The organism is Microcoleus sp. N3A4 (assembly GCF_036701805.1).
Lineage (GTDB): Bacteria > Cyanobacteriota > Cyanobacteriia > Cyanobacteriales > Microcoleaceae > Microcoleus.
The window spans coordinates 32,487-53,268 of record NZ_JAUBRJ010000056.1; the positions used below are offsets into that span (position 1 = coordinate 32,487).

At 46.0% G+C, this 20,782-nt stretch carries 20 protein-coding genes; 11 read left to right on the top strand and 9 right to left on the bottom strand.

From position 1 onward, the window contains the following. Window positions 1-64 precede the first annotated feature (64 nt). Window positions 65-2,380 carry a cation:proton antiporter gene (locus QUA56_RS26265; RefSeq protein ID WP_333363762.1) on the top strand — a complete coding sequence of 772 codons (2,316 nt, stop codon included), beginning with the start codon at window positions 65-67 and terminating at the stop codon, window positions 2,378-2,380. Window positions 2,381-2,391: 11 nt separating this feature from the next. Further along, the gene (locus QUA56_RS26270) at window positions 2,392-2,514 is read left to right on the top strand and encodes a hypothetical protein (RefSeq protein ID WP_333363765.1); all 123 of its coding nucleotides are present in this window, start codon (window positions 2,392-2,394) and stop codon (window positions 2,512-2,514) included. A 143-nt stretch (window positions 2,515-2,657) separates the two neighbouring features. Here the strand turns inward: QUA56_RS26270 and QUA56_RS26275 are convergent, their stop codons facing one another. Beyond that, entirely contained in the window at window positions 2,658-2,870 is a 213-nt protein-coding gene (locus tag QUA56_RS26275) for an Hfq-related RNA-binding protein (RefSeq protein WP_333026471.1), read from the bottom strand. A 216-nt stretch (window positions 2,871-3,086) separates the two neighbouring features. Here QUA56_RS26275 and dapF point away from each other — a divergent pair, with 216 nt between their 5' ends. Both dapF and QUA56_RS26285 read left to right on the top strand, forming a co-directional pair. Beyond that, entirely contained in the window at window positions 3,087-3,929 is an 843-nt protein-coding gene (dapF, locus tag QUA56_RS26280; protein ID WP_333363768.1) for a diaminopimelate epimerase, read from the top strand. A gap of 314 nt (window positions 3,930-4,243) precedes the next feature. Continuing rightward, the gene (locus tag QUA56_RS26285; protein WP_333363771.1) at window positions 4,244-5,389 is read left to right on the top strand and encodes a hypothetical protein; all 1,146 of its coding nucleotides are present in this window, start codon (window positions 4,244-4,246) and stop codon (window positions 5,387-5,389) included. A gap of 249 nt (window positions 5,390-5,638) precedes the next feature. Here the strand turns inward: QUA56_RS26285 and QUA56_RS26290 are convergent, their stop codons facing one another. Both QUA56_RS26290 and QUA56_RS26295 read right to left on the bottom strand, forming a co-directional pair. Next, window positions 5,639-6,820, bottom strand: coding sequence for an aspartate aminotransferase (locus QUA56_RS26290; protein ID WP_333190633.1), 1,182 nt, complete (start codon window positions 6,818-6,820; stop codon window positions 5,639-5,641). Between the two features lie 99 nt (window positions 6,821-6,919). Continuing rightward, the gene (locus tag QUA56_RS26295; RefSeq protein WP_333363774.1) at window positions 6,920-8,065 is read right to left on the bottom strand and encodes an iron-containing alcohol dehydrogenase family protein; all 1,146 of its coding nucleotides are present in this window, start codon (window positions 8,063-8,065) and stop codon (window positions 6,920-6,922) included. Between the two features lie 298 nt (window positions 8,066-8,363). Here QUA56_RS26295 and QUA56_RS26300 point away from each other — a divergent pair, with 298 nt between their 5' ends. After that, window positions 8,364-9,455 (top strand): S1 RNA-binding domain-containing protein, encoded by a 1,092-nt coding sequence (locus QUA56_RS26300; protein ID WP_333363777.1) that lies wholly within the window; start codon window positions 8,364-8,366, stop codon window positions 9,453-9,455. 121 nt (window positions 9,456-9,576) lie between these two features. Here the strand turns inward: QUA56_RS26300 and QUA56_RS26305 are convergent, their stop codons facing one another. The 4 genes from QUA56_RS26305 to QUA56_RS26320 all read right to left on the bottom strand — a co-directional run bounded on the left by QUA56_RS26305 (window position 9,577) and on the right by QUA56_RS26320 (window position 11,363). Next, window positions 9,577-9,861, bottom strand: coding sequence for a peptidase (locus QUA56_RS26305; RefSeq protein WP_333363780.1), 285 nt, complete (start codon window positions 9,859-9,861; stop codon window positions 9,577-9,579). 109 nt (window positions 9,862-9,970) lie between these two features. After that, window positions 9,971-10,402 carry a hypothetical protein gene (locus tag QUA56_RS26310; protein WP_333299803.1) on the bottom strand — a complete coding sequence of 144 codons (432 nt, stop codon included), beginning with the start codon at window positions 10,400-10,402 and terminating at the stop codon, window positions 9,971-9,973. Between the two features lie 423 nt (window positions 10,403-10,825). Continuing rightward, on the bottom strand, window positions 10,826-11,032 hold the full coding sequence (locus QUA56_RS26315) for a type II toxin-antitoxin system PemK/MazF family toxin (RefSeq protein ID WP_333363782.1): 207 nt from the start codon (window positions 11,030-11,032) through the stop codon (window positions 10,826-10,828). After that, window positions 11,022-11,363: a DUF2281 domain-containing protein gene (locus QUA56_RS26320; protein WP_333363785.1), complete on the bottom strand. Its 342-nt coding sequence runs from the start codon at window positions 11,361-11,363 to the stop codon at window positions 11,022-11,024. Before QUA56_RS26320 ends, QUA56_RS26315 begins: the two co-directional genes overlap by 11 nt. Before the next feature lie 416 nt (window positions 11,364-11,779). On the opposite strand from QUA56_RS26320, the gene QUA56_RS26325 reads away from it, so the two are divergent. The 3 genes from QUA56_RS26325 to QUA56_RS26335 all read left to right on the top strand — a co-directional run bounded on the left by QUA56_RS26325 (window position 11,780) and on the right by QUA56_RS26335 (window position 13,242). Beyond that, window positions 11,780-12,199, top strand: a complete 420-nt coding sequence (locus tag QUA56_RS26325; RefSeq protein WP_333363788.1) for a GIY-YIG nuclease family protein — start codon at window positions 11,780-11,782, stop codon at window positions 12,197-12,199. A gap of 4 nt (window positions 12,200-12,203) precedes the next feature. Beyond that, window positions 12,204-12,410 carry a hypothetical protein gene (locus QUA56_RS26330; protein ID WP_333363791.1) on the top strand — a complete coding sequence of 69 codons (207 nt, stop codon included), beginning with the start codon at window positions 12,204-12,206 and terminating at the stop codon, window positions 12,408-12,410. 190 nt (window positions 12,411-12,600) lie between these two features. After that, window positions 12,601-13,242 (top strand): peptidase M15, encoded by a 642-nt coding sequence (locus QUA56_RS26335; protein WP_333363794.1) that lies wholly within the window; start codon window positions 12,601-12,603, stop codon window positions 13,240-13,242. Here QUA56_RS26335 and QUA56_RS26340 read toward each other — a convergent pair whose 3' ends face one another. Beyond that, window positions 13,243-15,003: a DNA repair helicase XPB gene (locus QUA56_RS26340; protein ID WP_333363797.1), complete on the bottom strand. Its 1,761-nt coding sequence runs from the start codon at window positions 15,001-15,003 to the stop codon at window positions 13,243-13,245. 149 nt (window positions 15,004-15,152) lie between these two features. Then, entirely contained in the window at window positions 15,153-17,018 is a 1,866-nt protein-coding gene (locus QUA56_RS26345) for a hypothetical protein (protein ID WP_333363799.1), read from the bottom strand. A gap of 375 nt (window positions 17,019-17,393) precedes the next feature. Between QUA56_RS26345 and QUA56_RS26350 the strand changes: the two genes are divergently transcribed. The 3 genes from QUA56_RS26350 to QUA56_RS26360 all read left to right on the top strand — a co-directional run bounded on the left by QUA56_RS26350 (window position 17,394) and on the right by QUA56_RS26360 (window position 20,409). Next, window positions 17,394-18,818, top strand: coding sequence for an aspartate ammonia-lyase (locus tag QUA56_RS26350; protein WP_333363802.1), 1,425 nt, complete (start codon window positions 17,394-17,396; stop codon window positions 18,816-18,818). Between the two features lie 174 nt (window positions 18,819-18,992). Further along, window positions 18,993-19,319, top strand: a complete 327-nt coding sequence (locus QUA56_RS26355; protein ID WP_333363805.1) for a hypothetical protein — start codon at window positions 18,993-18,995, stop codon at window positions 19,317-19,319. Between the two features lie 130 nt (window positions 19,320-19,449). Further along, window positions 19,450-20,409: a DUF362 domain-containing protein gene (locus tag QUA56_RS26360; RefSeq protein WP_333363808.1), complete on the top strand. Its 960-nt coding sequence runs from the start codon at window positions 19,450-19,452 to the stop codon at window positions 20,407-20,409. Window positions 20,410-20,782 lie beyond the last annotated feature (373 nt).

The following is a 20,782-nucleotide window of genomic DNA, read 5'->3' on the forward strand; positions in this document are numbered from 1 at the left end:
ACGCACCAAACATCGCCAACACATTAGACACTATAATATAACTTTATACTTTTTTCATAAACTTGTGCAAGAAGACTTCCGACTGATCGTTGACTTAGTTCTAGTTCTCGCTGCTGCCGCAGCAGGAGGACTATTTGCCTCGCTGTTGCGACAGCCGGTAATTCTCGGCTACCTGCTGGGAGGGATGGTAGTCGGGCCGGCAGGGTTGGGACTGATTAAAGAATTAATTCAGGTAGACACCCTGGCTGAATTCGGCGTTGCTTTTCTGTTATTTGCCTTGGGAGTGGAATTTTCTTTCGCCGAACTCCAGAAAGTTAAAGCCATTAGTCTGGGCGGGGGGGGCTTGCAAATTGTCCTGACGATCGCCTTTACTACTGCAATTTCCTTGGCTGTAGGCTGGGTAGAATCGCCCGCTCAAGGCGTGTTTTTAGGAGCGATTCTGTCGCTTTCCTCGACAGCAGTCGTACTGAAATGCTTGATGGAGCGCAATGAAGGCGGTACTTCCCACGGTCAAGTCATGCTGGGAATATTAGTAGTTCAAGATTTAGCCTTGGGGCTAATGCTAGCAGTTTTGCCGGCCCTCAACCAGCCAGTAGAAGCGATCGGCATGACGGTAGCGTGGGCCCTGCTGCGGATCGGGTTATTTGCTCTCGGTGCTGTAGTCGCGGGCATTTGGATCGTACCGCAGTTGCTGCGCTACCTCGCGAAAACAGAAAGTCGGGAACTGTTTTTGCTGGGAGTTGTGGTTTTGGCTTTAGGAATTGCGCTGCTGACAGAATATTTGGGTTTTTCGATCGAGATGGGCGCATTTGTGGCGGGTTTAATGATTTCGGAGGTGGAATATGCCGACCAAACTCTAACTTATGTCGAGCCTTTGCGAGATATTTTTGCATCCTTATTTTTTGTCACCATCGGAATGTTAATCGACCCGGTGTTTCTCTGGAACCATCTAGAATTAATTTTGGGACTGGTATTTCTAGTATTTGTCGGCAAATTCTTGATAATAACGCCCATTGTCAGACTATTTGGGTATCCGCTAAAAACAGCATTAATCGCAGGTTTGGGGTTAGCTCAAATAGGAGAATTCTCCTTTGTACTCGCTAGTTCCGGCCAAGCTATGGGACTCGTTTCGCGAAACGTTTACCTGTTAATTTTAGGAACGACAGCAGTCACCCTCGTGCTGACTCCGTTTGTATTGAGAAGCGTGCCGCAGTTATTTAAGTGGGCGGAAAATTTCGGGCCTTTGCAGCGCTATTTTGACGAAACATCTCAACCTGTGGCAATAGCTGAAACTTTACCAGAACAAAATCATGTTGTGGTTTGCGGCTACGGGCGAGTCGGCAGAATTTTAGTCAAAATGCTGCAAAGCCGCAACTGTTCAATTGTGGTGATTGACGAGTCAGAAAGTAGAATTCAAGACTGTAGAGTCCAAGGAATTCCTTACATTTACGGGAATGCTGCCAGCTTGCACGTATTGGAAGCCGCCGGAGTGGAACGGGCAAAAGCAATGGCGATCGCCCTTCCCGATCCCATGAGCACTCGCTTGTGTCTGAAGCGGGCTTTAGAATTAGTCCCGGATTTGGATATTGTGGTGCGGGCAAACCAAGATAAAGACATCGAACTGCTTTACCAACTCGGGGCCTGGGAAGTCGTGCAGCCGGAGTTTGAGGCCAGTTTAGAACTGTCTGCCCACTTGCTGGCTGGCATCGGGATCTCGGCAATGGCGATCGGGCGAGAAGTGCAGCAAATTCGCAGCAGCCGCTATCTGGAATTGCGGCCACCGCGCGAACCTTTGGCGATTTCGCGGGATTTGAAAGTGGCGGTTCGAGATATGAACAGCGAGTGGTACAACTTGCCGTCGGGTTCGCCCTTCGCCAGCATGACTCTGGAAGAAACTAACTTGCGGCAGTTGACAGGGGTCAGCGTAGTGGCGATCGTCCGCGCAAATGGCGAGGAAATTGATTATCCCAACGGCAAGACAGCTTTGCAGTCGGGCGATCGAGTTTTTGTAGTGGGAGAACCCGAAGAACTCATCAGTTTTGAGTTGCTGGCGAAGGGGGAAATTGCAGTGCCGCAGGGCGACAGTTCTTGCCAGTGGCTGAGGCTGCCAGCAAACAGCCCTTGGGCGGGCAAAAAACTGTCAGAGGTAGATTTGCTGAGTCAGTACGGGGTGCAGGTGCGGGCGATCCGCCGGGAAGGGAAATTTACTCGCTGGCCGGACGGAACTACTAATCTGCAACAAGGCGATCGTTTGCTGCTGTGCGGGGGCTTCTACGAGCTCGGCTTGATGCAGCGGACTGCCTCACCGCCGATTCGGCAACCTGCCTTAAAGCTGCCTTTTCTTACTACCCAAGTCAGCGAAAAGCTGTTTAGCGATTAGTCAGTTGGCAGTTGGCAGTTGGCAGTTGGCAGTTGGCAGTTGGCAGTTGGCATTGGGCATTATATCAATTCCGGCTGCGCCGGAATGATATAGAGGACACGGCAGTGCCGTTTCCCTACCGCGATCGATTGTAGGGACACGGCAGTGCCGTTTCCTCCGTTTATATCATTCCGATGCTAACGGATTTGATATTAGTCATTAGTTAACAGTCAACAGCTAACAATGCCCCATGCCTCATGCCCCATGCCCCATGCCCCATGCCCCATGCCCACTCTCCTCACCCGTTGATTTTGATGTAAGCAATTGCTTGTCGCGAAACCAGAATTTGTTTTTCTGAGGCGTCGAGGAGGCAAATGCAGCTATGATCCTGCCAAAAAATTCTGCCAACTAGCAAATCGCCTGTAACGAGTTTTAGTTCTATCTGTTGTTTGTCTTTGATGTAGCTTTGTATTAAGCGAACGCTGGGCAATCCGGTCTCAAATTCAGACATACTGGGAAATGGGTAATTTGGTCATTGGTCATTAGTCATTAGTCATTAGTCATCAGTCATTAGTCATTAGTCATTAGTCTTTGGTGGCAAACTGAGGATTGAGGAGTGAGGACTGAGGACTGAGGACTAAGGACATTCGGGGGGGAGGCAACTGGCAAATGACTAATGACTTTATGAAGTCTATCAACTAATGAGTTTGAACCAACAGAGGTTTTTATGCCGATCGAGTTTGCGAAGTATCAGGGACTGGGAAATGATTTTATTCTGATTGACAACCGCCACTCGTCAGAACCGGCGATTACACCAGAACAAGCTGTGGATTTGTGCGATCGACATTTCGGGATTGGCGCAGACGGTGTGATATTTGCTCTTCCAGGTCAAAACGGCACTGACTATACGATGCGGATTTTTAACTCCGACGGTTCGGAACCGGAAATGTGCGGCAACGGGATTCGCTGTTTGGCTAAGTTTATCGCCGATTTGGAAGGGTTAGAGGCGAAAACTCAGTACCGCATCCACACTCTGGCGGGTGTGATTAGCCCGGAATTGCGATCGGACGGTCAGGTTAAGGTGGATATGGGGGTTCCCCGGCTGCTGGCTGCGGAAATTCCGACAACTTTGGCTGCACCGGATGCCAAAGTTATAGATGTGCCGATCGAAGTAGCGGGTAAATCTTGGTCTGTTACCTGCGTCAGCATGGGCAATCCTCACTGCATTACTTTTGTAGAGGATGTTTCGGCTGTTGCTTTAGAAACTGTCGGGCCTCAATTCGAGCACAACAAAGCCTTCCCGCAGCGTACCAATACGGAATTTATTCAAGTGGTACGTTCGGACTATGTAAAAATGCGGGTGTGGGAAAGAGGCGCAGGTGTTACTCTAGCTTGTGGGACTGGTGCTTGTGCTGCTGTGGTAGCTGGGGTGTTGGTCGGGAAGTGCGATCGGGCAACTGCTGTTGAACTCCCCGGTGGCGTTTTGGAAATCGAATGGGCAGAAGTTTCTGGACGGATTTACATGACCGGGCCGGCACAGCGAGTATTTACTGGTTGTATTAGTGATTAGTCATCAGTTATTAGTCATTAGTCATTAGTGATTAGTCATTGGTCATTAGTCATTGGTCATCAGTCATTGGTCATCAGTCATCTATGGGTGGTTTAAGGCAGTTTTTTGTATAATTGACAAAAAATTGAAATTGGATAATTCAAAATTTTTCTTGAATTCAGACTAAGGTCTTCCCCGTTGAGAACTAATTGGCTGCGGACTAATGACTACTGACTACTGACTACTGACTAAAATCTAATGACTAATGACTGATGACTAATGACTAAAATCTAAAATCTAAAATCTAAAATCTAAAATTAAGTAGGTGGGCTTGCATGGCGGGAGGTATTTATCTGATTCAGGACGACGACAGGCTGGTAGAAATGATGGAACAGCCCTACGACTCGGAAGACCAGTTACAAGACTTGCTAGTAACTTATCCCAATTTGATCGCGGGAGACCAAATCGATCGGGCGACGGCGCGCAGGTGGCTGTTAATTTCGCGGGAAGCTGCAATGCCCAGCGATGAGGAAACAGCGGTGCAGTGGTCGCTGGATCATTTGTTTCTCGACCAAAATGCAGTTCCTACTTTGGTGGATGTCAGGCGAACTCCTAATGCCGAACTGCGGCAAAAAGTTTTGGGTCAGTCGATCGACTATGCTGCTAATGCGTTGGTTTACTGGCCGATAGATTCGATTATTGCTCTGTTTGAAGCTAATTGTCGCGATCGGGGTCGCGATCCCGAACAGATTTTTGAAGAGTTTCTCGGCGCAAATGCTAATGAAGACAGATTTTGGCAGAAGGTTAAAACTAATTTGCAAGCCGGTAAAGTTCGCTTAGTGTTTGTAGCTGACGAGATTTCCGCTGAAATGCGCCGAGTTGTGGAATTTCTCAACGAACAAATGGACCCGGTTGAAGTTTTGGCCCTGGAAATTAAGCAGTATGTAAGTGAAGACGGTTTGAAAACGCTGGTTCCCAGAGTGATCGGTCAGACAGCCGAAGCACAGCAGAAAAAATCCAGCGCAACGCGCGAAAGAAGGCGCTGGGATGAATCTTCATTTTTTGCGGAAATCAAAGCTAGACGGGGCGCGGACGAGGCGCAAATGGCAAAAGCAATTTACCTTTGGGCGAAAAGTCAAGAACCCGAAGTTCAAATCCACTGGGGAACGGGGGATGCCTACGGCGGTTTCGCCGCTCAATTGCCTCAAAGGGGAAGAAAACCCTATCAGTTATTCACTGTAGATATTGCTGGCAGAATGGAGATTTCTGCTGACAATTACGGTTCCCAGCCGCCTTTTAATGCGGAACACAATTGGCTGGAATTGAGAAGTAAGCTGAGTTCGATCGGTCTGTCGCTACCTACAGAACCGGGCGAGAGAAGGTCGCCGAGTCTGGCTTTGTTTACTTTGCAAGACGAATCTGCCCTCAACCAGGTTATGGAAACTTTTGATTGGGTGATCGAGCAAATTAAAACGTTATAGTCAGTAGTCAGCAGTCATTAGTCAGTAGTCATTAGTCAGTAGTCATTAGTCATTAGTCCTTGGTAGTTAATAATTGGTTGCGATCGCCAACAAATAACCAATAACAACTAACAACCCACAAATAACCAATAACAACTAACTAATAACCACTAACTAATGACTAAGCTGATACGCATTTAAATTGGGATTTTTGAAGCCTAGACTCCTTGCACCCTGGCTTTCAGGCAAAAAATTTAAATGCTCAACAGCTTAATATCTAATATTAGCTTGTTTCATGCGCCGCAATGCTTCTCCCAGCCGATCGCAATCTGCAATTAAACTAATTCTCACATATCCTTCGCCGCCCGGCCCAAAAGCATTGCCAGGAGTCACCACAACACCCGTTTGCTGCAAAACATTCAGGGCAAAATCAGTCGAACTCATGCCCGGAGTACAAGGAACCCAAAGATACATTGCAGCCAGAGGTTTGGGAATATTCCACCCTAATTCGGCCAATCCTTCCACCATGAAATCCCGGCGAGTCCTGTAACGATTCTGCACTTCGTGCAAGTAACTGTCGGGCAATTGCAGTGCTGTTTCTGCTGCTGTTTGCAATGCGGAAAATATACCGTAATCTAGGTTAGTTTTTAATGTCCGCAAACCTTGAATAATCTTGCTGTTTCCTACTACAAAACCGACGCGCCAGCCGGCCATATTGTAAGTTTTGGACATGGTGTGAAATTCTACACCGATTTCTTTACCGCCGGGAATTTCTAATAAACTTGTCGGTTGATACCCGTCAAAAGCTAATTCCGCATAACACAAGTCGTGAACCAGCAAAATTTGATGTTTGTGTGCGAAAGCCACAATATCTTTGTAAAATTCGCGGGGTGCTGTTGCTCCAGTCGGATTGCTGGGATAATTAAAGTAGAGTATTTTGGCTTGTTCGGCTACGCTGTCGGGAATGTCGGCTAAGTCAATTACCCAGTCGTTTTCTGGTTTGAGGATGATGTTGTGAACTTTTGCACCGGCGATGATTGGGCCGCGAAATAATACGGGATAAGCAGGACTCGGTACTAATATTAAGTCGCCGGGATTTATGTAGGCGATCGCAAAATGCGCTAAACCTTCTTTAGAACCCAACAAAGGCAATGCTTCGCTTTCTGGATCGAGTTCAACGTTGTAGCGGCGGCTGTACCATTTAGTAATAGTACGGCGGAAACTGGCAGTTCCTTCAAAGGGTGGATAGCCGTGATTTGCAGGATTTTGGATGGCTGCGACGGCGGCTTCTACTACTGGTTGAGGAGTGGCACCGTCGGGGTTTCCCATTCCTAAGTCTATTAAATCGAGTCCTTGTTCGCGGGCGCGGGCTTTGAGTTCGTCGAGACGGGCAAATACGTAGGGCGGTAGTTTTTGCAACCTGTCAGCAGGGGTAATCCAATCCAAGGTCATTTATTTTTTGTCAGTTGTCAGTTTTCCTGGTTTGTAGTAAGGACTTTCGTCCTTGCTAGCACAGCCTTTTCAGGACTTTAGTCCTTACTACAAACTGTTTTAATTCTTAATCTTTAATTCTCCCACAGGTGCGGTGGTAGAAACCATCGCTGCCATTAATTGTTGGGGAACAACTTTAAAAGGCAGTCGGTGGATGTCGGAATTGGGATTGCAGGCTATGTCGGCGGCGCGCTGCAATTCTGTGATGGTAATGTCTCCGAGTCCTAGGTTGTCTAAAGTTTGGGGCAATCCAATCTCGGCGTAGAATTTTAGGAGTTGCTGTCTGGCGCTAGCGGCGAGTTGATTGTTTTGCAGCATTTCTTCTAGTCGCAGTTGTACTAAAATGCCGTAGGCGACTTTTTCGCCGTGCAATGTGCCGTGACTTGCTAATAGATGAGTTAGGCCGTTGTGGACGGCGTGGGCGGCGACGGTGCGGCATTGGGCACCGCCAATTCCGCCGATTACTCCTGCTAGCAATACGGCTGCATCTGTGACTTCTTGCCAGGTTTCGCTACCGGGTTCTTTGAGGGCGGCGGCTGATTTTTGGAATAAAATATCGCGCAGTATTCTAGCTTGTTGAACGGCCGAAATTATCAGAGTTTGTTCGGAGTGTCCGCTGCTGACTGATGCTTCGTACCATTTGGCGATCGCATCTCCAATTCCTGCTACTAATGTCCGCTGCGGTGCGGTTTGAATTAAGCCGTAGTCGAGTATTAATAAGTCGGGACATCTGGCTAATGTGACATCGTATTGGAATGCACCTTGTTCTGAATAAATGTTAGAAAGGGCTGTCCAAGCCGCACAGGTGGCTGCTGATGTGGGTATTGTGACGATCGGGATTTTGCACTGATGGGCGACGAGTTTGGCTGCGTCTAAGGCTTTGCCGCCGCCGACACCGATGATGAAGTCGGCTTCATGGGTGGCTGCTGCTTCGCGGAGGGTTTCGAGGCTGGTTTCGCTGCAATCTTTGCCGTATGCTGTTTCGGCGGATTCTAACTGCTGCTGTTTGAGGATTGGTTGCAGGTAGGGTTGGGCGGCGGCGAGGGAGTTGCTGCCGCCGACGATTAGCGGCCGCTTTCCGAAACGGGCGATCGCATCTCCGGCTTGTGCGATCGCCGATCGACCCCGCAATACACAGGCGGGAGCAATTGTCAAGGAATAAATTGCAGTTGGGGTGGCGGTTTTAGTGCTTTGGGTTTGAGTCATCGAACCAGTGGATAAGTGACGAGAAGGTTGACGCTTTGCAGGATTGCTGGATTTTCTAGGATAACTCTAATCTATGCGGAAATGGTAAGTTTTATAAACTTTTTATTAAGTATTGTGCGGGGTTGGGGGATGGGAGGGCGGAGTTGAGGGGAGTTGGGGAGTTGAGGGCGATCGGTATAATAAATTTACTGCAAAGCATTGAGTAGGCAGAATAGCACTTTACGACACGATCGGGAAAATGTACACTCATTGACTTTACTTCTGTTCGTAAACGATCGCAAAATCTTGTTTTAGTTCAATGAAAATTAGTCTGACACAACCAACTGACCGATCGACAATTTTGATACAGCTTGAGTTGAGCGATCTTTGTATCATAATTCATACATCTGTTCTATTCGATTTTTACGAAACACTCTACATTTGGTTGGGTCAAATTCGGGACTCCCAATTGCCAGCATCAACAAAATTTTACGAGGGTGGCTACTTTATAGAATTAATCGTCGAGAGAGCAAGCAATGACATCCTATGGTTTACGATAGACCAGCAAAAGTATGAATATGAAACAATACATATCACTACTGCAACTAAACTTGATGAATTACTCAAAGCTTTCCATGACGGAATTACTGAATTTGTGAAGCATGAGTATCGTCCATCAGACTGGTCAGTAATTGATGATTTAAGGAACATCAATTGGGGCGCGTTACTCAAGTCGCCAACTATTCCCGGTCAGAATTGGCAGAAACGTTTATTAATGAGTAAGTTGAGAGCATACGACGGAAAAATAGAGCAGAGTGAAGACCCAGAGGAGCGAGCATCGTGGAAGCAACTAACACCCGAACAGCAATGGTTAATTGTCTTACGAGATGTACTAATTGCAGTTATTCCTGTTAACAATCGAACGCCTAGCATAATAGCACTGCTAAGCCTATACCGAACTCTGCCTGTAGATATTGCGTTGGGTGAGATAGACTCAGATTGGTATGAAGGACGTAGGGTTGCGTTAAATAGAGAGTATGAATTAGACAAAATGCGATCGTTTAGCCAACAAGAAAAAGAATGTCGCCGCATTCTCACAACGACTAGGCTCAAAATGCTGAGAGTTGGGCAAATTGTTGATGGGACTGTAAAAAGAATTAAACCTTACGGTTTAATCGTGGATATTGGAGGAGTTAATGCCCTACTACGTACTTTTGCAATTTCTCAAATGCCCGTTGAGCAACTAGATTTAGTCTTTAAGCATGGCGATTGGGTTAGGGCTATGATTGTATCGATGGACATTGAAAGAGGTCGAGTTTCACTTTCAACCAGCGAATTAGAGGTTGAACCAGGTGATATGTTAAAGCAACCCTGGAAAGTCTACGAGACAGCGACTGAAAAACAACCATAAAAAGCCAGTTAATTCGTTACAAATATGCTCGTATGCTCAGAAAGCTAGTTCTGGCGATCGACATTCCTAATTTTATGGACGATAATCAACACATTGTACAAAGTTCCTCACCTATTTGATTTCAATCATTGGAACTCGGCTGTTTTTTCCGGCCAAACAAACCAGACATACTTAAACCAGTCACTAGCAAGCCAATCATTCCCAAGCCGTTCAAAATTGGGTAAATGGCTTGCAGGTGAAAGATTTCACCTGTATGAATTTTTAACAAAAATCTCGATGAAATTTCAATACCCAGCGGCCACTCTCGGACAATAGTTATGACCATTCCAGTCACGACAGTCAGCGCGATCGGCAAAGCAACAATAAGGCCTAGAATGCGGTGGTACTTGCGAAATGCTCTCTTCATAGTGGTTGAAAGTTTGGGAATACTGAGGTTATATAAGGAGCGAGCGTTGAGTGCTTGTTTCTGAGTAACTGCGAAAGTCTAACTAGAAACAGGCACTCACTACTTAATTTTAAGACTTGGGAATGCTATTAATCGTCGTTTCCAGCAACTGCAATTCAGCAATTACTTTGTCTTTAGTTGGCTGAGATTTTTTGAGTTCATCCGTCACTTTTTCGGCGGTTTCTTCAACTGCATCGTAGCTTTTGGGAGCTTTAGCTTTGATGCCGTCTTCAACCTTCTTCCAAGAATTCTCGAATGTGCCAAATTCCGTTTTGGCTTTGGCAAAGTTTCCAGCCTGAACTGCTGCTTTGGTACTGGAAACCACACCACTCAACTCTGCATAGTTTCCCTGGGATGCTGCTTTCTCAGTTTTTACAGCAGTAGCAGCAGGAACCGGGGCGGGTGAAGTTGGCGGAGTGGAAGCTTCCTTAGCGCTGTCGCAACCAGCCAAAGCTAGAAGGCTGATGGCGCTAAGGACAAGGATTTGATTAAAACGAGCCATGAACAATCCTCACATAGATGGATACTAAAATCTATTGTGTCACAAAGAAATCAGATCCGTGGAAATAAATCAATATCCTGCGGGATAGTAAATTTTGAAGCTGGAAGTCGGCTGATAGTTGGGTAAGTTTGGTAAGTTTGGGTTGAGGGAGGAAACCCCACTAGATGATGGTTTGCCACTGTTGACCTGAATCCAGTGCCAGCCAACCTACTGACTACCCTCTTGTGTGTTTTATGTTGAGAAAGCTAATTCGGGCGATCGACATTCCTGATTTTATGGACGATAATCAACACAGATAATTAAGCCTATTACTAATTCTTGCACAACCGTTTCAGAAACTTTTCCGATACATCTGACAAATCGCTCAGTAGTTACACTCCGAACTTGCAAAACATTGCCTGCTGAGTCTGCGTCTAAACAGTTTTATTCAGTTTGCTGAATCAGAATCATGAAGGGGCGATTTTGAAATTTAGGTGGCAATGTAGCCAGAGGAATTATAATCCGCATGGGGATAGAACTAAACATTTCGGAACTAATCGCAACCGCAGGACGTGTTTTGTGAATTTCTTGTCCTCGCGTGGGATCGAGTTGTACCAGCCAAATCTCTCCTCGTTGTGGGTTAGCAGTCATACTCAGTCTCCCAGTCTTCGCCATCTAGTACCGAAAACTCGGTTAATTCAGGATAAGTCACAAAATCTTCGGCTGTAGCAGCCATATACGGTGCTAGTATTTTATGGCGTTCTGCGATCGGCAGGCTAGCAATTTCTCTAAGTGATAGCTTGAGAGTAGGTGCGGTTGTTGACGAACTGTTAGACTCAGAACTTTCGCTGGGTAACTGCTTTTTCTGTTCCGCTTTTTGCACGAGGAATTGTGCAAAATCGAGCAATTCTTGTTGTTTCTCTGTTGGCAACTGTCGCAGATTCTCTAAGACTGCTTGCTCAAAATTAATTGTTTCTGACATTTGAATTACTTTCCTTAAGTGTGTCTCGGTTTATTTCTGGCGATGGGTGAGAGCATTTCCGAGATGTAGGGAGCGATAGCGAGGATTGCTTTTGCGAGCATAATTGTGGATGAGAATGCGGTTATTAATAGTGTAGCAGGATGTTGGGAGGTATAATTCGGATGGTTGCCAGATATTCTACACTTGTTGCTTTTTAGATTTAATTTCATCATGAATACTCCTGGACGCAGAAACCAGGTTTTTTACGGAAATAACGTTACATTTTTTACCTGCCGGTAAAACTCGATCGCTCGCCCCTTTCCCATATCCTAGAAAAACACAGGCACGGTCAAGGCTCAAATCAGCTCGGGCTCGATCGCCTTCTCTGTGCGATCGCGCAGGAAACCATCCCGAGTTTATGATGGTTGTAACAGAATTTGTGGGATTATGATTTCTGTGCAATTAGCCTTCTTGCCTTCATGCCAACGAATGATTCTGACCTACAAATCCAAGCACGAAGAATTCTAGACGCGATTGCTTTCATTCCCTTTGAGCAATGTCAACCCTTGACCCGTGGGTTTGAGAGCATTCCTGCGCGTCCTGGCATTTATGCAATCAGGCACAGAACTGATGGATTGCTCTACATCGGTAAAACCAAGAGCTTACGAGGTCGCTTCAGTGGTGGGCACAAAGCTTTTTTGTGGGCATGGCTCGATAAATATAGCGATGAAGACATACGGATTGCAGTACAGACAATTTCTCACTGGCAGAACCCTGCGTTACTATTGGAGCTAGAAGCCATCATTCTAAGAGCTGCTGAACCCCCTTACAACGTCCAAATTCCAATTGAGATGTAAAGCCATGCAAGCCAAACTTCAAGAGCAACTTTCCCTCGCTGATGCCGAAGTTATTTTAGGACGTTTTCCTGAACGAATTCGTGCTGCCCTAATTGCTCGTGCTGCTGAAATTGAATATCCAATCGAAGCAGTCATTGAGATGGCGATCGCTAGTTTCCTTGACACAGAGGCATTAGGTTTTGCAGATTGCAAACCAGGACGCGGAGAATAACAGCGTCAAGTGGCGATCGCCGCGGTCTAACAACCCGGTTGGAGCGGACTACCGAAAGATATTGGTGGTGATGCAAAAGTTATTTCTAGCCACTCAACCGGAACGTTGCTTTTGGCTGCAACAATGCTTCTAAATTATCTGCCAGTGTTTAACATTAAGCTATTCACCTCTAATTGCTGGAGTTCATTCTATGAGAAAGCCACAAACTGTTAAAGCTTTGGAAGAGCTAGGACGGATTCAACTCTCTAAGAGTTTTTTCATGCGCGAGTTTCTTTATTCAGAAATCTCTCAAATTGAAGGTATCCCTAACATTCCTAGCGATCCTGATTTGGCGATCGCAGCCGGAAAGAATTTGTGTGAGAGGGTGCTTGAACCAATTCAAGATGCGCTTGGTCGGATTAGTATCCGCTCAGCCTATCGTTCTTGTGCGGTGAACGCCAAAGGAGCAGAGAATAAAAATCAGTACAACTGTGCCAGTAATGAGTCCAACTATGCAGAACATATCTGGGATGTCAAAGATTCAGAGGGGTATATGGGAGCAACAGTATGTATTGTTGTTACATCATTCATCCCTTACTATGAACGCACTCAAGATTGGACAGCATTGGCATGGTGGATACATGACCACATTGATGCTTATGCATCAATGACCTTTTACCCAAACTATGCAGCGTTCAACATTAGGTGGAGCGATAATCCTAATGTTTCAAAAAAAAATTATAGCTACGTAGAAAACCCGCACACTGGTAAGATGGGGTGTCTGACAAAGGAGGGGATGGATAATTTCTCAGGTTTGCACGAGCAGTTTTACCAAGAATTTATCGATCGCTGACTAAACATATTTTTGAACTTCTATGCGATAGTTGTAGCCCTGTTCGGTGAGGAATAGTTGGCGGTGTCGGGCAAAATCTTCCTCGCAAGTTTGTAGCGATACTAATGTATAAAAGCTGGCATTGTGTCCGTCGGGTTTGGGGCGGAGAATTCGTCCGAGGCGCTGCGCTTCTTCTTGGCGAGAACCATACTTTCCCGATACTTGAATTAAAACATCGGCATCGGGTAAATCGACGGCAAAATTGCCCACGCGAGATAGAATTAATCCGGGAATCTCTTTGTGACGGAATGCTTCGTATAACCGATCGCGATCTGCCTGTTTTGTCTTCCCCGTAATCAGAGGCAATTGGGTAATTTTGGCGATCGCATCCAACTGTTCGAGATACTCACCAATAATTAAAATACGGTGTCCCGCCTCCTTTTGCAACAAACTTTGCACCACATCCAACTTAGCTGGATTTTCCGCAGCAATGCGAAACTGATTGCGGCGGGGCGCTAGGGCATATTCCATTTTTTCCGCCTCATTTTGGGCGACGCGGATTTCCGTACAATTGGCAGTGGCAATAAATCCCTGTCCTTCCAATTCGCGCCAAGGTACGTCATAGCGCTTGGGCCCAATCAACGTGAATACATCGCCTTCTTTCCCGTCTTCGCGAATCAATGTCGCAGTTAAACCTAACCTGCGCCGTGCTTGTAATTCAGCGGTGATCCGAAATATCGGTGCAGGTAATAGATGGACTTCATCATAAATAATCAGTCCCCACGATTCCGCATTAAACAACTCGAAATGCGGGAATTCATCATCTTTATTCGATCGATAACTTAGCATTTGGTAAGTCGATAGGGTGACAGCAGCCGTCTGTTTGGTGACACTGCTGTACTCAGCGATCGCATCCTCAGTTAAACTCGTTTTGTCTAATATTTCCCTGCGCCACTGGTGCACTGAAGTCAAACTGCTGGTGAGGATGAGTGTCTTTTGCTTGACCAAACTCATCGCTAACATCCCGACTATGGTTTTACCAGCCCCGCACGGTAGGACGATCGTCCCACTGCCACCTTTTACCTCCCCATCCTGATAGAATGCCTCTGCTGCTTCTTGTTGATAAGCACGCAAGTTAAAGGGCAAATCTGTTAGAGTACGATCGCGCAAAGAAATCCCTAATTCGGCACCCTCGACATATCCAGCCAAATCTTCTGCCGGATAGCCCACCGCTAGTAAAGCTTGCTTGAGTACGCCGCGATTCCCGGCATCGACTTGAAAGCAAAGATCCGAGATGCGCTTGCCCAACATTGGTTTAACGCGATCGTCCCGTACCAGCAATTCCGCTAGGGGCAAATCGGCAATTCGCAGTTGTAAATCCGGGTTAGCCGCATCGATTCTTTCAATTACAGTTAATCCATACCGCGCCCCCAACAGTTCAATTTCCTGCGCTACGGACTCAGGAATGGCATACTTGGCATACTTTCGCAAAGCGGAGATCGCGTCTTCAACTGGCATTCCCGCCGCCCGCGCATTCCACACGCTGAGGGGCGTGATGCGATAGGTGTGGATGTGTTCGGGACTTTTGATTAATTCGGCAAAGGGGGCGATCGCTTCTCGCGCCTGTTGTGCTGTGGGAGCGTGAACTTCTAGTAAGATCGATCGATCGCTTTGCACGATCAAAGCATTTTCGGGAACGTAATTCATAGGTTGTTGCGATCGCAGATAAAAGGCAGAACAACTTACCACATTACATCTTGCAACATTCTTAAGAACAGGCAAGATGCCTGTTCCACAAAGAATTAATTTCTTGTGGAACAGGCATCTTGCCTGTTCCGAATTAATTTCTTGTGGGGTGGGCCAGAAAGCCCGCCCATAAAAGCCTTATTGAGAATGATGCAACATCTCAGATACCACCGGACAGAATCTTACTATTTATCCCGCTGGGGTAAGACGTAGCCGATCTGCCGCAGGGCGTTGCGAAATTTAGTTTCCTGGGATAATGGAACCGCCAAAGTGCTAGCGCCCGCTAGCTGACAGAATTTTTTGGTACGGGAATCATTGGCAATCAACACTGCTAAATGGGGGTTAGCACATTCGATTAACTTGACAGTTCCTGCATCTTGCAAACTATTCGATCGTTCTGTAACATCCGTCAGAAATTGCTGTACGGTTTCGGGTAGCGGTTCGATACTTCTTGTCTCTAAAACTTCTTTAAATTCTGCTAGCGGGTATCCGGCTTCAATGGCGGTAAATAGCTTTTGTCGATCGAGTTGCCAGACGACATCTGAAACTTTTTTAGTATAGAGATCGAGGACGATCGCATCTGATGCCGCAATGCCTTCTCCTGCTACAACAATATCTAAATTGGGCAGTACGCGGAGTGTTTGACGGAACTCAATTGCTGGCGGGGTGTAATTCTGAGTCAATCCCAAACAGTAAGCCCCCAAAGCTGTCAGGCGAAAAGAGATTAAGCCGTCGTAGCGGCTGAGAAATCTCAAATCGTCCGTTCCCCAAAGATCGTCAAAATCGCTGGGTACGAGGGACGGATCGGCATAGGCAACATCAATTATTCCCAGGGTAGCAACATACTCAAACAACAGGCAGCGCATATATCTTTCTTGCAGGATATGCCAATCGTGACTGCCCGAATATCCTAAGTTACCATACCCAAATTCAGAAATATAGAGATTGTCGGGATCGCGCGTTACTTCAAACCGATTCCCAGTTGCCAACATATACCTGCTAAATTCGCTAAACAGAATCCATTTACCGACAGGACATTCTGCTAGCCTTGAGGCGATCGCCTCTCTCCGCCCCGCCGCCGCTGTCATGCCGCGCGCCCCCTTGCCGGTTTGTCCTTTAATCGCATCAATGCGGCGAAATTCATCAAAAGAGTTTGTTTTTAACCAGCGCTTCCATGCTGTCTGTAATCCTTTGGCAGGTGATTCTTGCAAAGCTTTCTGTCCCGCTTTGGTCAAAACTAGCTTTTTGCCCGATTGTTCGGCGAATTTGCTCGCTTGGGCGATCGCGGCCCAAGCAAAGGATTTGATGTTACCAACCTCGTAGAATATATCGCCCTTTTCCAAGGTAGCTTGGCGCTGTTCGTCGTTATAAAAATCACCCCCTTGCAATACGGCGGCGATCGCTTTGAGAGTTGCGGCACCAGGTAATGCGGTTTTCTCGCTAACGGCAACTTTTCCCGACTGAATCAGACGCAAAACTGCTTCCAAATCCTTTGGGGCTACCCGTTCCATTTCAAAAATAGTCAAGGGAAGTTCGTACTCGGATACCTCTTTTTTAGATGTACGAAAGTTATGTTTTTCTACACGAACCATAAAATTATCTGGCAGTACATCGCCAACCAGATTTAAGGAAGTTGCTTGAGGTTTTGGCACAAACTTCAGCAATTTTTCTTCAAGATCGTAGGGTATCGCAGTGCCGTAGAAGAACAAGCACAGTATGGATGGTTCTCGGTTGTATCCATAGCGATCGCTTGTTCCCCAGTTTGGTTGTTGTCCGTATTTCGCCACAAATACATCGGCATCATAGCCACCACCTGACCCATGTATAACTTCCGCTACGGCCGCTTTTTGCAAATCGTCTAATTGCGCCCAAACTTGCTTGAGTTTTTCTCCCTGCATTTGCTGTTTAATCCCAGCAACCAGGTCAGCTTTGCGGGTTAATTTACGATCGCCCGACAACAGTGCATTCAGCTTTTTTAAATCTTCAACAACTATTCCTTCGAGTGCCTCTTGGAGGGTAGGAACATCATCTATGGTTTGGTAACGCGGCATAATTTTTGGCAATTCGCCTGCTGCAAAATTGTTTGTGCTACCAAATATAACAACTTTCCGAAAATTCTAACTTGAATTTTTGTAACAAAGTTCTGAAGTTTGGTTTAATATTTTTTCTTAAACACGCAAAATTTATCTGATAAAGTACATAAGTAGGCGATCTTAAAAACTCGGAATTACACAACTATTCTTGCACAATTTTATAGAAATAATCTTAATTTAAGATTTGAGCTTTGAGATTTAAGTCGGAGTGTGAGATAATTATTTACAATCGTGACTTTTGTTTTACTGAACCCGCCGGCGCGGTAAAACAGGAGTGGCAGTCAGCATTCTTAAAAAACATTCCCAATTCCCAATCATCACAAACCAGACGATATGACTCAACAGCCAACCATCACCTACCGCACCGAAAGCGACTCGATGGGAGACAAACAAATCCCATCTAATGTCTATTACGGCATCCAAACTCTCAGGGCTATTGAAAATTTTCCGATCAGCGGCATTAAGCCTTTATCAACTTACGTTGATGCTTGTGTTTTAATTAAGAAAGCTACGGCGATCGCCAATGGCGAACTCGGCTGCATTCCAGAAGACATCAGTCAAGCCATTGTCCAAGCAGCAGATGAAATCCTAGCAGGCAAATTGCGCGATCAATTTGTAGTTGATGTCTACCAAGCCGGCGCCGGAACTTCTCACCACATGAATGTTAATGAAGTTCTTTCTAATCGCGCTTTGGAAATTATGGGCGAGGAAAAAGGCAACTACAAGCGCGTCAGTCCTAACGATCATGTAAACTACGGTCAATCGACCAATGATGTGATTCCGACGGCGATTCGGATCGGCGGATTGTTGGCATTAGAAAAAACTCTTTTTCCGGCTTTGTCGGAGGCCGTAGTTGCCCTAGAAAACAAAGCCGAAGAATTCAAAGATATTGTAAAATCCGGCCGCACTCATATGCAAGATGCCGTGCCTGTTCGACTCGGCGATACCTTCGGCGCTTGGGCACAAATTCTCAGAGAACATACTTTGAGAATTGATAGGGCATCCGATGATTTGACCTCCCTGGGATTGGGCGGCAGTGCGGTGGGGACTGGCTTAAATACTCACTCAGAATATTGTCAAAAAGTTGCTGAAATTCTCTCCGAATTAATCGACCACCCCCTGAAACCAGCAAAGCATTTAATGGCTGCTATGCAGAGTATGGCACCGTTTGTAAATGTGTCCGGTGCACTGCGAAATCTCGCTCAGGATTGCGTTAAAATGTCCCATGACTTGCGTTTGATGGACTCAGGGCCGAAAACGGGTTTGAAAGAAATTCAACTGCCTCCCGTGCAACCTGGTTCGTCAATTATGCCGGGAAAATACAATCCTGTAATGGCAGAAATGACATCGATGGTGTGTTTTCAAGTTATGGGTTACGATAGCGCGATCGCCCTGGCCGCCCAAGCGGGACAATTAGAATTAAACGTGATGATGCCCCTGATTGCCTACAATCTGATTCACAGCATCGAAATTTTAGGCAATACCATCAGCGCCCTGAGCACCAAATGCCTGGAAAAAATAGAAGCTAAGGGCGATCGGTGTCTCGCTTATGCTGAAGGTAGTCTCGCCCTCGTTACCGCCCTCAACACTCACATCGGCTATCTCAACGCCGCCGCTGTCGCTAAAGAATCTCTAGAAACCGGCAAATCTTTGCGGCAAATTGTGTTAGAACGGGGTTTAATGAGTGCAGAAGACTTGGCAAAAGTTCTAGATTTAGAGAAAATGAGTGCGATGCCGGCATCTTCTGCTAACGTTTAGGCGATCGCAAGTATCAGCTAGAAACTAGAAGGCTGAACTCGATTGAATTCTGCATTCTACCTTCTGAGTTCTGCGTAAGGGCTGTCACAGGTTAAAGTTAAAGAATTCAGAATTCAATTTTTTTACATTTAATTCTGAATTTTTTTTATAGTTTAAAGTTTGGGAGGAAAATTTATGCGCGCAGGTTCTTTTGGCAAATTAACTCACGATAAAGAGAACACGACTCAAGTGACATTTCATTATGTGGAAGGTCACACGGAAACCTTTACTATCCCGATGCCTGCACAAGAATTTCAAGAGGAAGTGCTGCATTTGTTAAATCAACCTTGGTTGACTTTTCATTTAGTCGATCAAACGGTTTTTATCTGTACTGCCCGTTTGGTGAAAGTTGAAGTTAAACCTGCTATCCCTGAACTGCAAGGTCAAGGAGTATTCTCTAACTCGCTGCGAGTTAGTACCATGCAGCGGGCTGCTGCTGGTAGATTGCCGATGGATACTTAAACCGAGTTGCTATAGTTAGCGGTAATGGGTAATCGGTAATCGCAATCGCAGACAATTAATAGCGAGGAAAAATTACCAATTACCAATTACCAATTACCAATTACCAATTACCAATTACCAATTACCAATTATGTCTGCTGTTAGTTTAATTCGTGCTAATTCATACGATCGCCAAATTTTGCAAACATCTTTAGAAAGTTTGCTCGCACCCTTGGGCGGAATCTCGGCTTTTGTCAAATCGGGCGATCGGGTTTTACTCAAACCCAATCTCCTCACCGGTTCTCGCCCTACCAAAGAATGCGTCACCCGCCCAGAATTGGTTTACTGCGTGGCTAAAATGGTCGTGGAAGCGGGAGGAAAACCGTTTTTAGGTGACAGTCCAGCTTTTGGTAGCGCAATGGGTGTAGCCAAAGCCAACGGTTATTTGCCGCTGTTGGAAGAACTGAATTTGCCAGTAGTTGAGTTTCAAGGAAAACGCTACGAAACTGTCAGCGAAGATTTCAATCATCTGCGAATTTGCAAAGAAGCAATGGAAGCGGATGTAGTGATTAATTTGCCCAAACTAAAATCTCACGTTCAATTAACGGTGACAATGGGCGTGAAAAATTTGTTCGGCTGTGTCCCCGGCAAAATGAAGGCTTGGTGGCACATGGAAGCTGGCAAAGATAGCGCTAGGTTCGGTGAAATGCTGGTAGAAACTGCCCGGGCAATTAACCCAAATTTGACGATTTTGGATGCAATTATCGGTCACGAAGGTAACGGGCCAAGCGGCGGCGAACCTAAGTTTTTGGGAATTTTGGGCGCATCTGATGATGTGTTTGCCTTGGACAGAACTTTAGTTGAAATTATTAATGCCGATCCGGCGGCGGTTCCGACTGTAGCTGCGGCGATGAGATTGGGACTTTGCTCGAATTTAGAGGCGATTGATTTTCCGCTTTTGCAGCCGGAAACTCTCAAGGTTTTGGATTGGAAGTTACCGGAAAACATGATGCCGATCGACTTTGGTATGCCGCGGGTGATTAAGTCTACTTTCAGGCATTTTTATATCCGGTTTATCAAGGAACGGATGGGGGCTTACGCGGGCAAATAATTAGACTCGGCTTATCCCCAAACTAAAAAGTCCGCGCAGGCAGACTTTCAATACCAACAAGCAATCTCAAATAAAAAGTAAAATTTTATGCGCTCGCCTCAAATCCATCGATCGATCTGTTAAACTAAAATCTTGCACGTCTACTGGAAAGTTATCGCCAACAAAAACCTCGTGGCTTTGCTGAGCTGTTCCCCTTCTTTAGCCTTAATGCTCTTAGCGGTAAATCCCCTTAATCCTAGGCACCCCAATTTCCCAAAATAGAAGCATTGAACCCAATGGCGAAATTCCAGTCATTCGATTTTAGATTTTAGATTTTAGATTGACCCCACGGATAAATTCGGGGGCTTGAGGATTTTAGATTTGAGATTTTGGA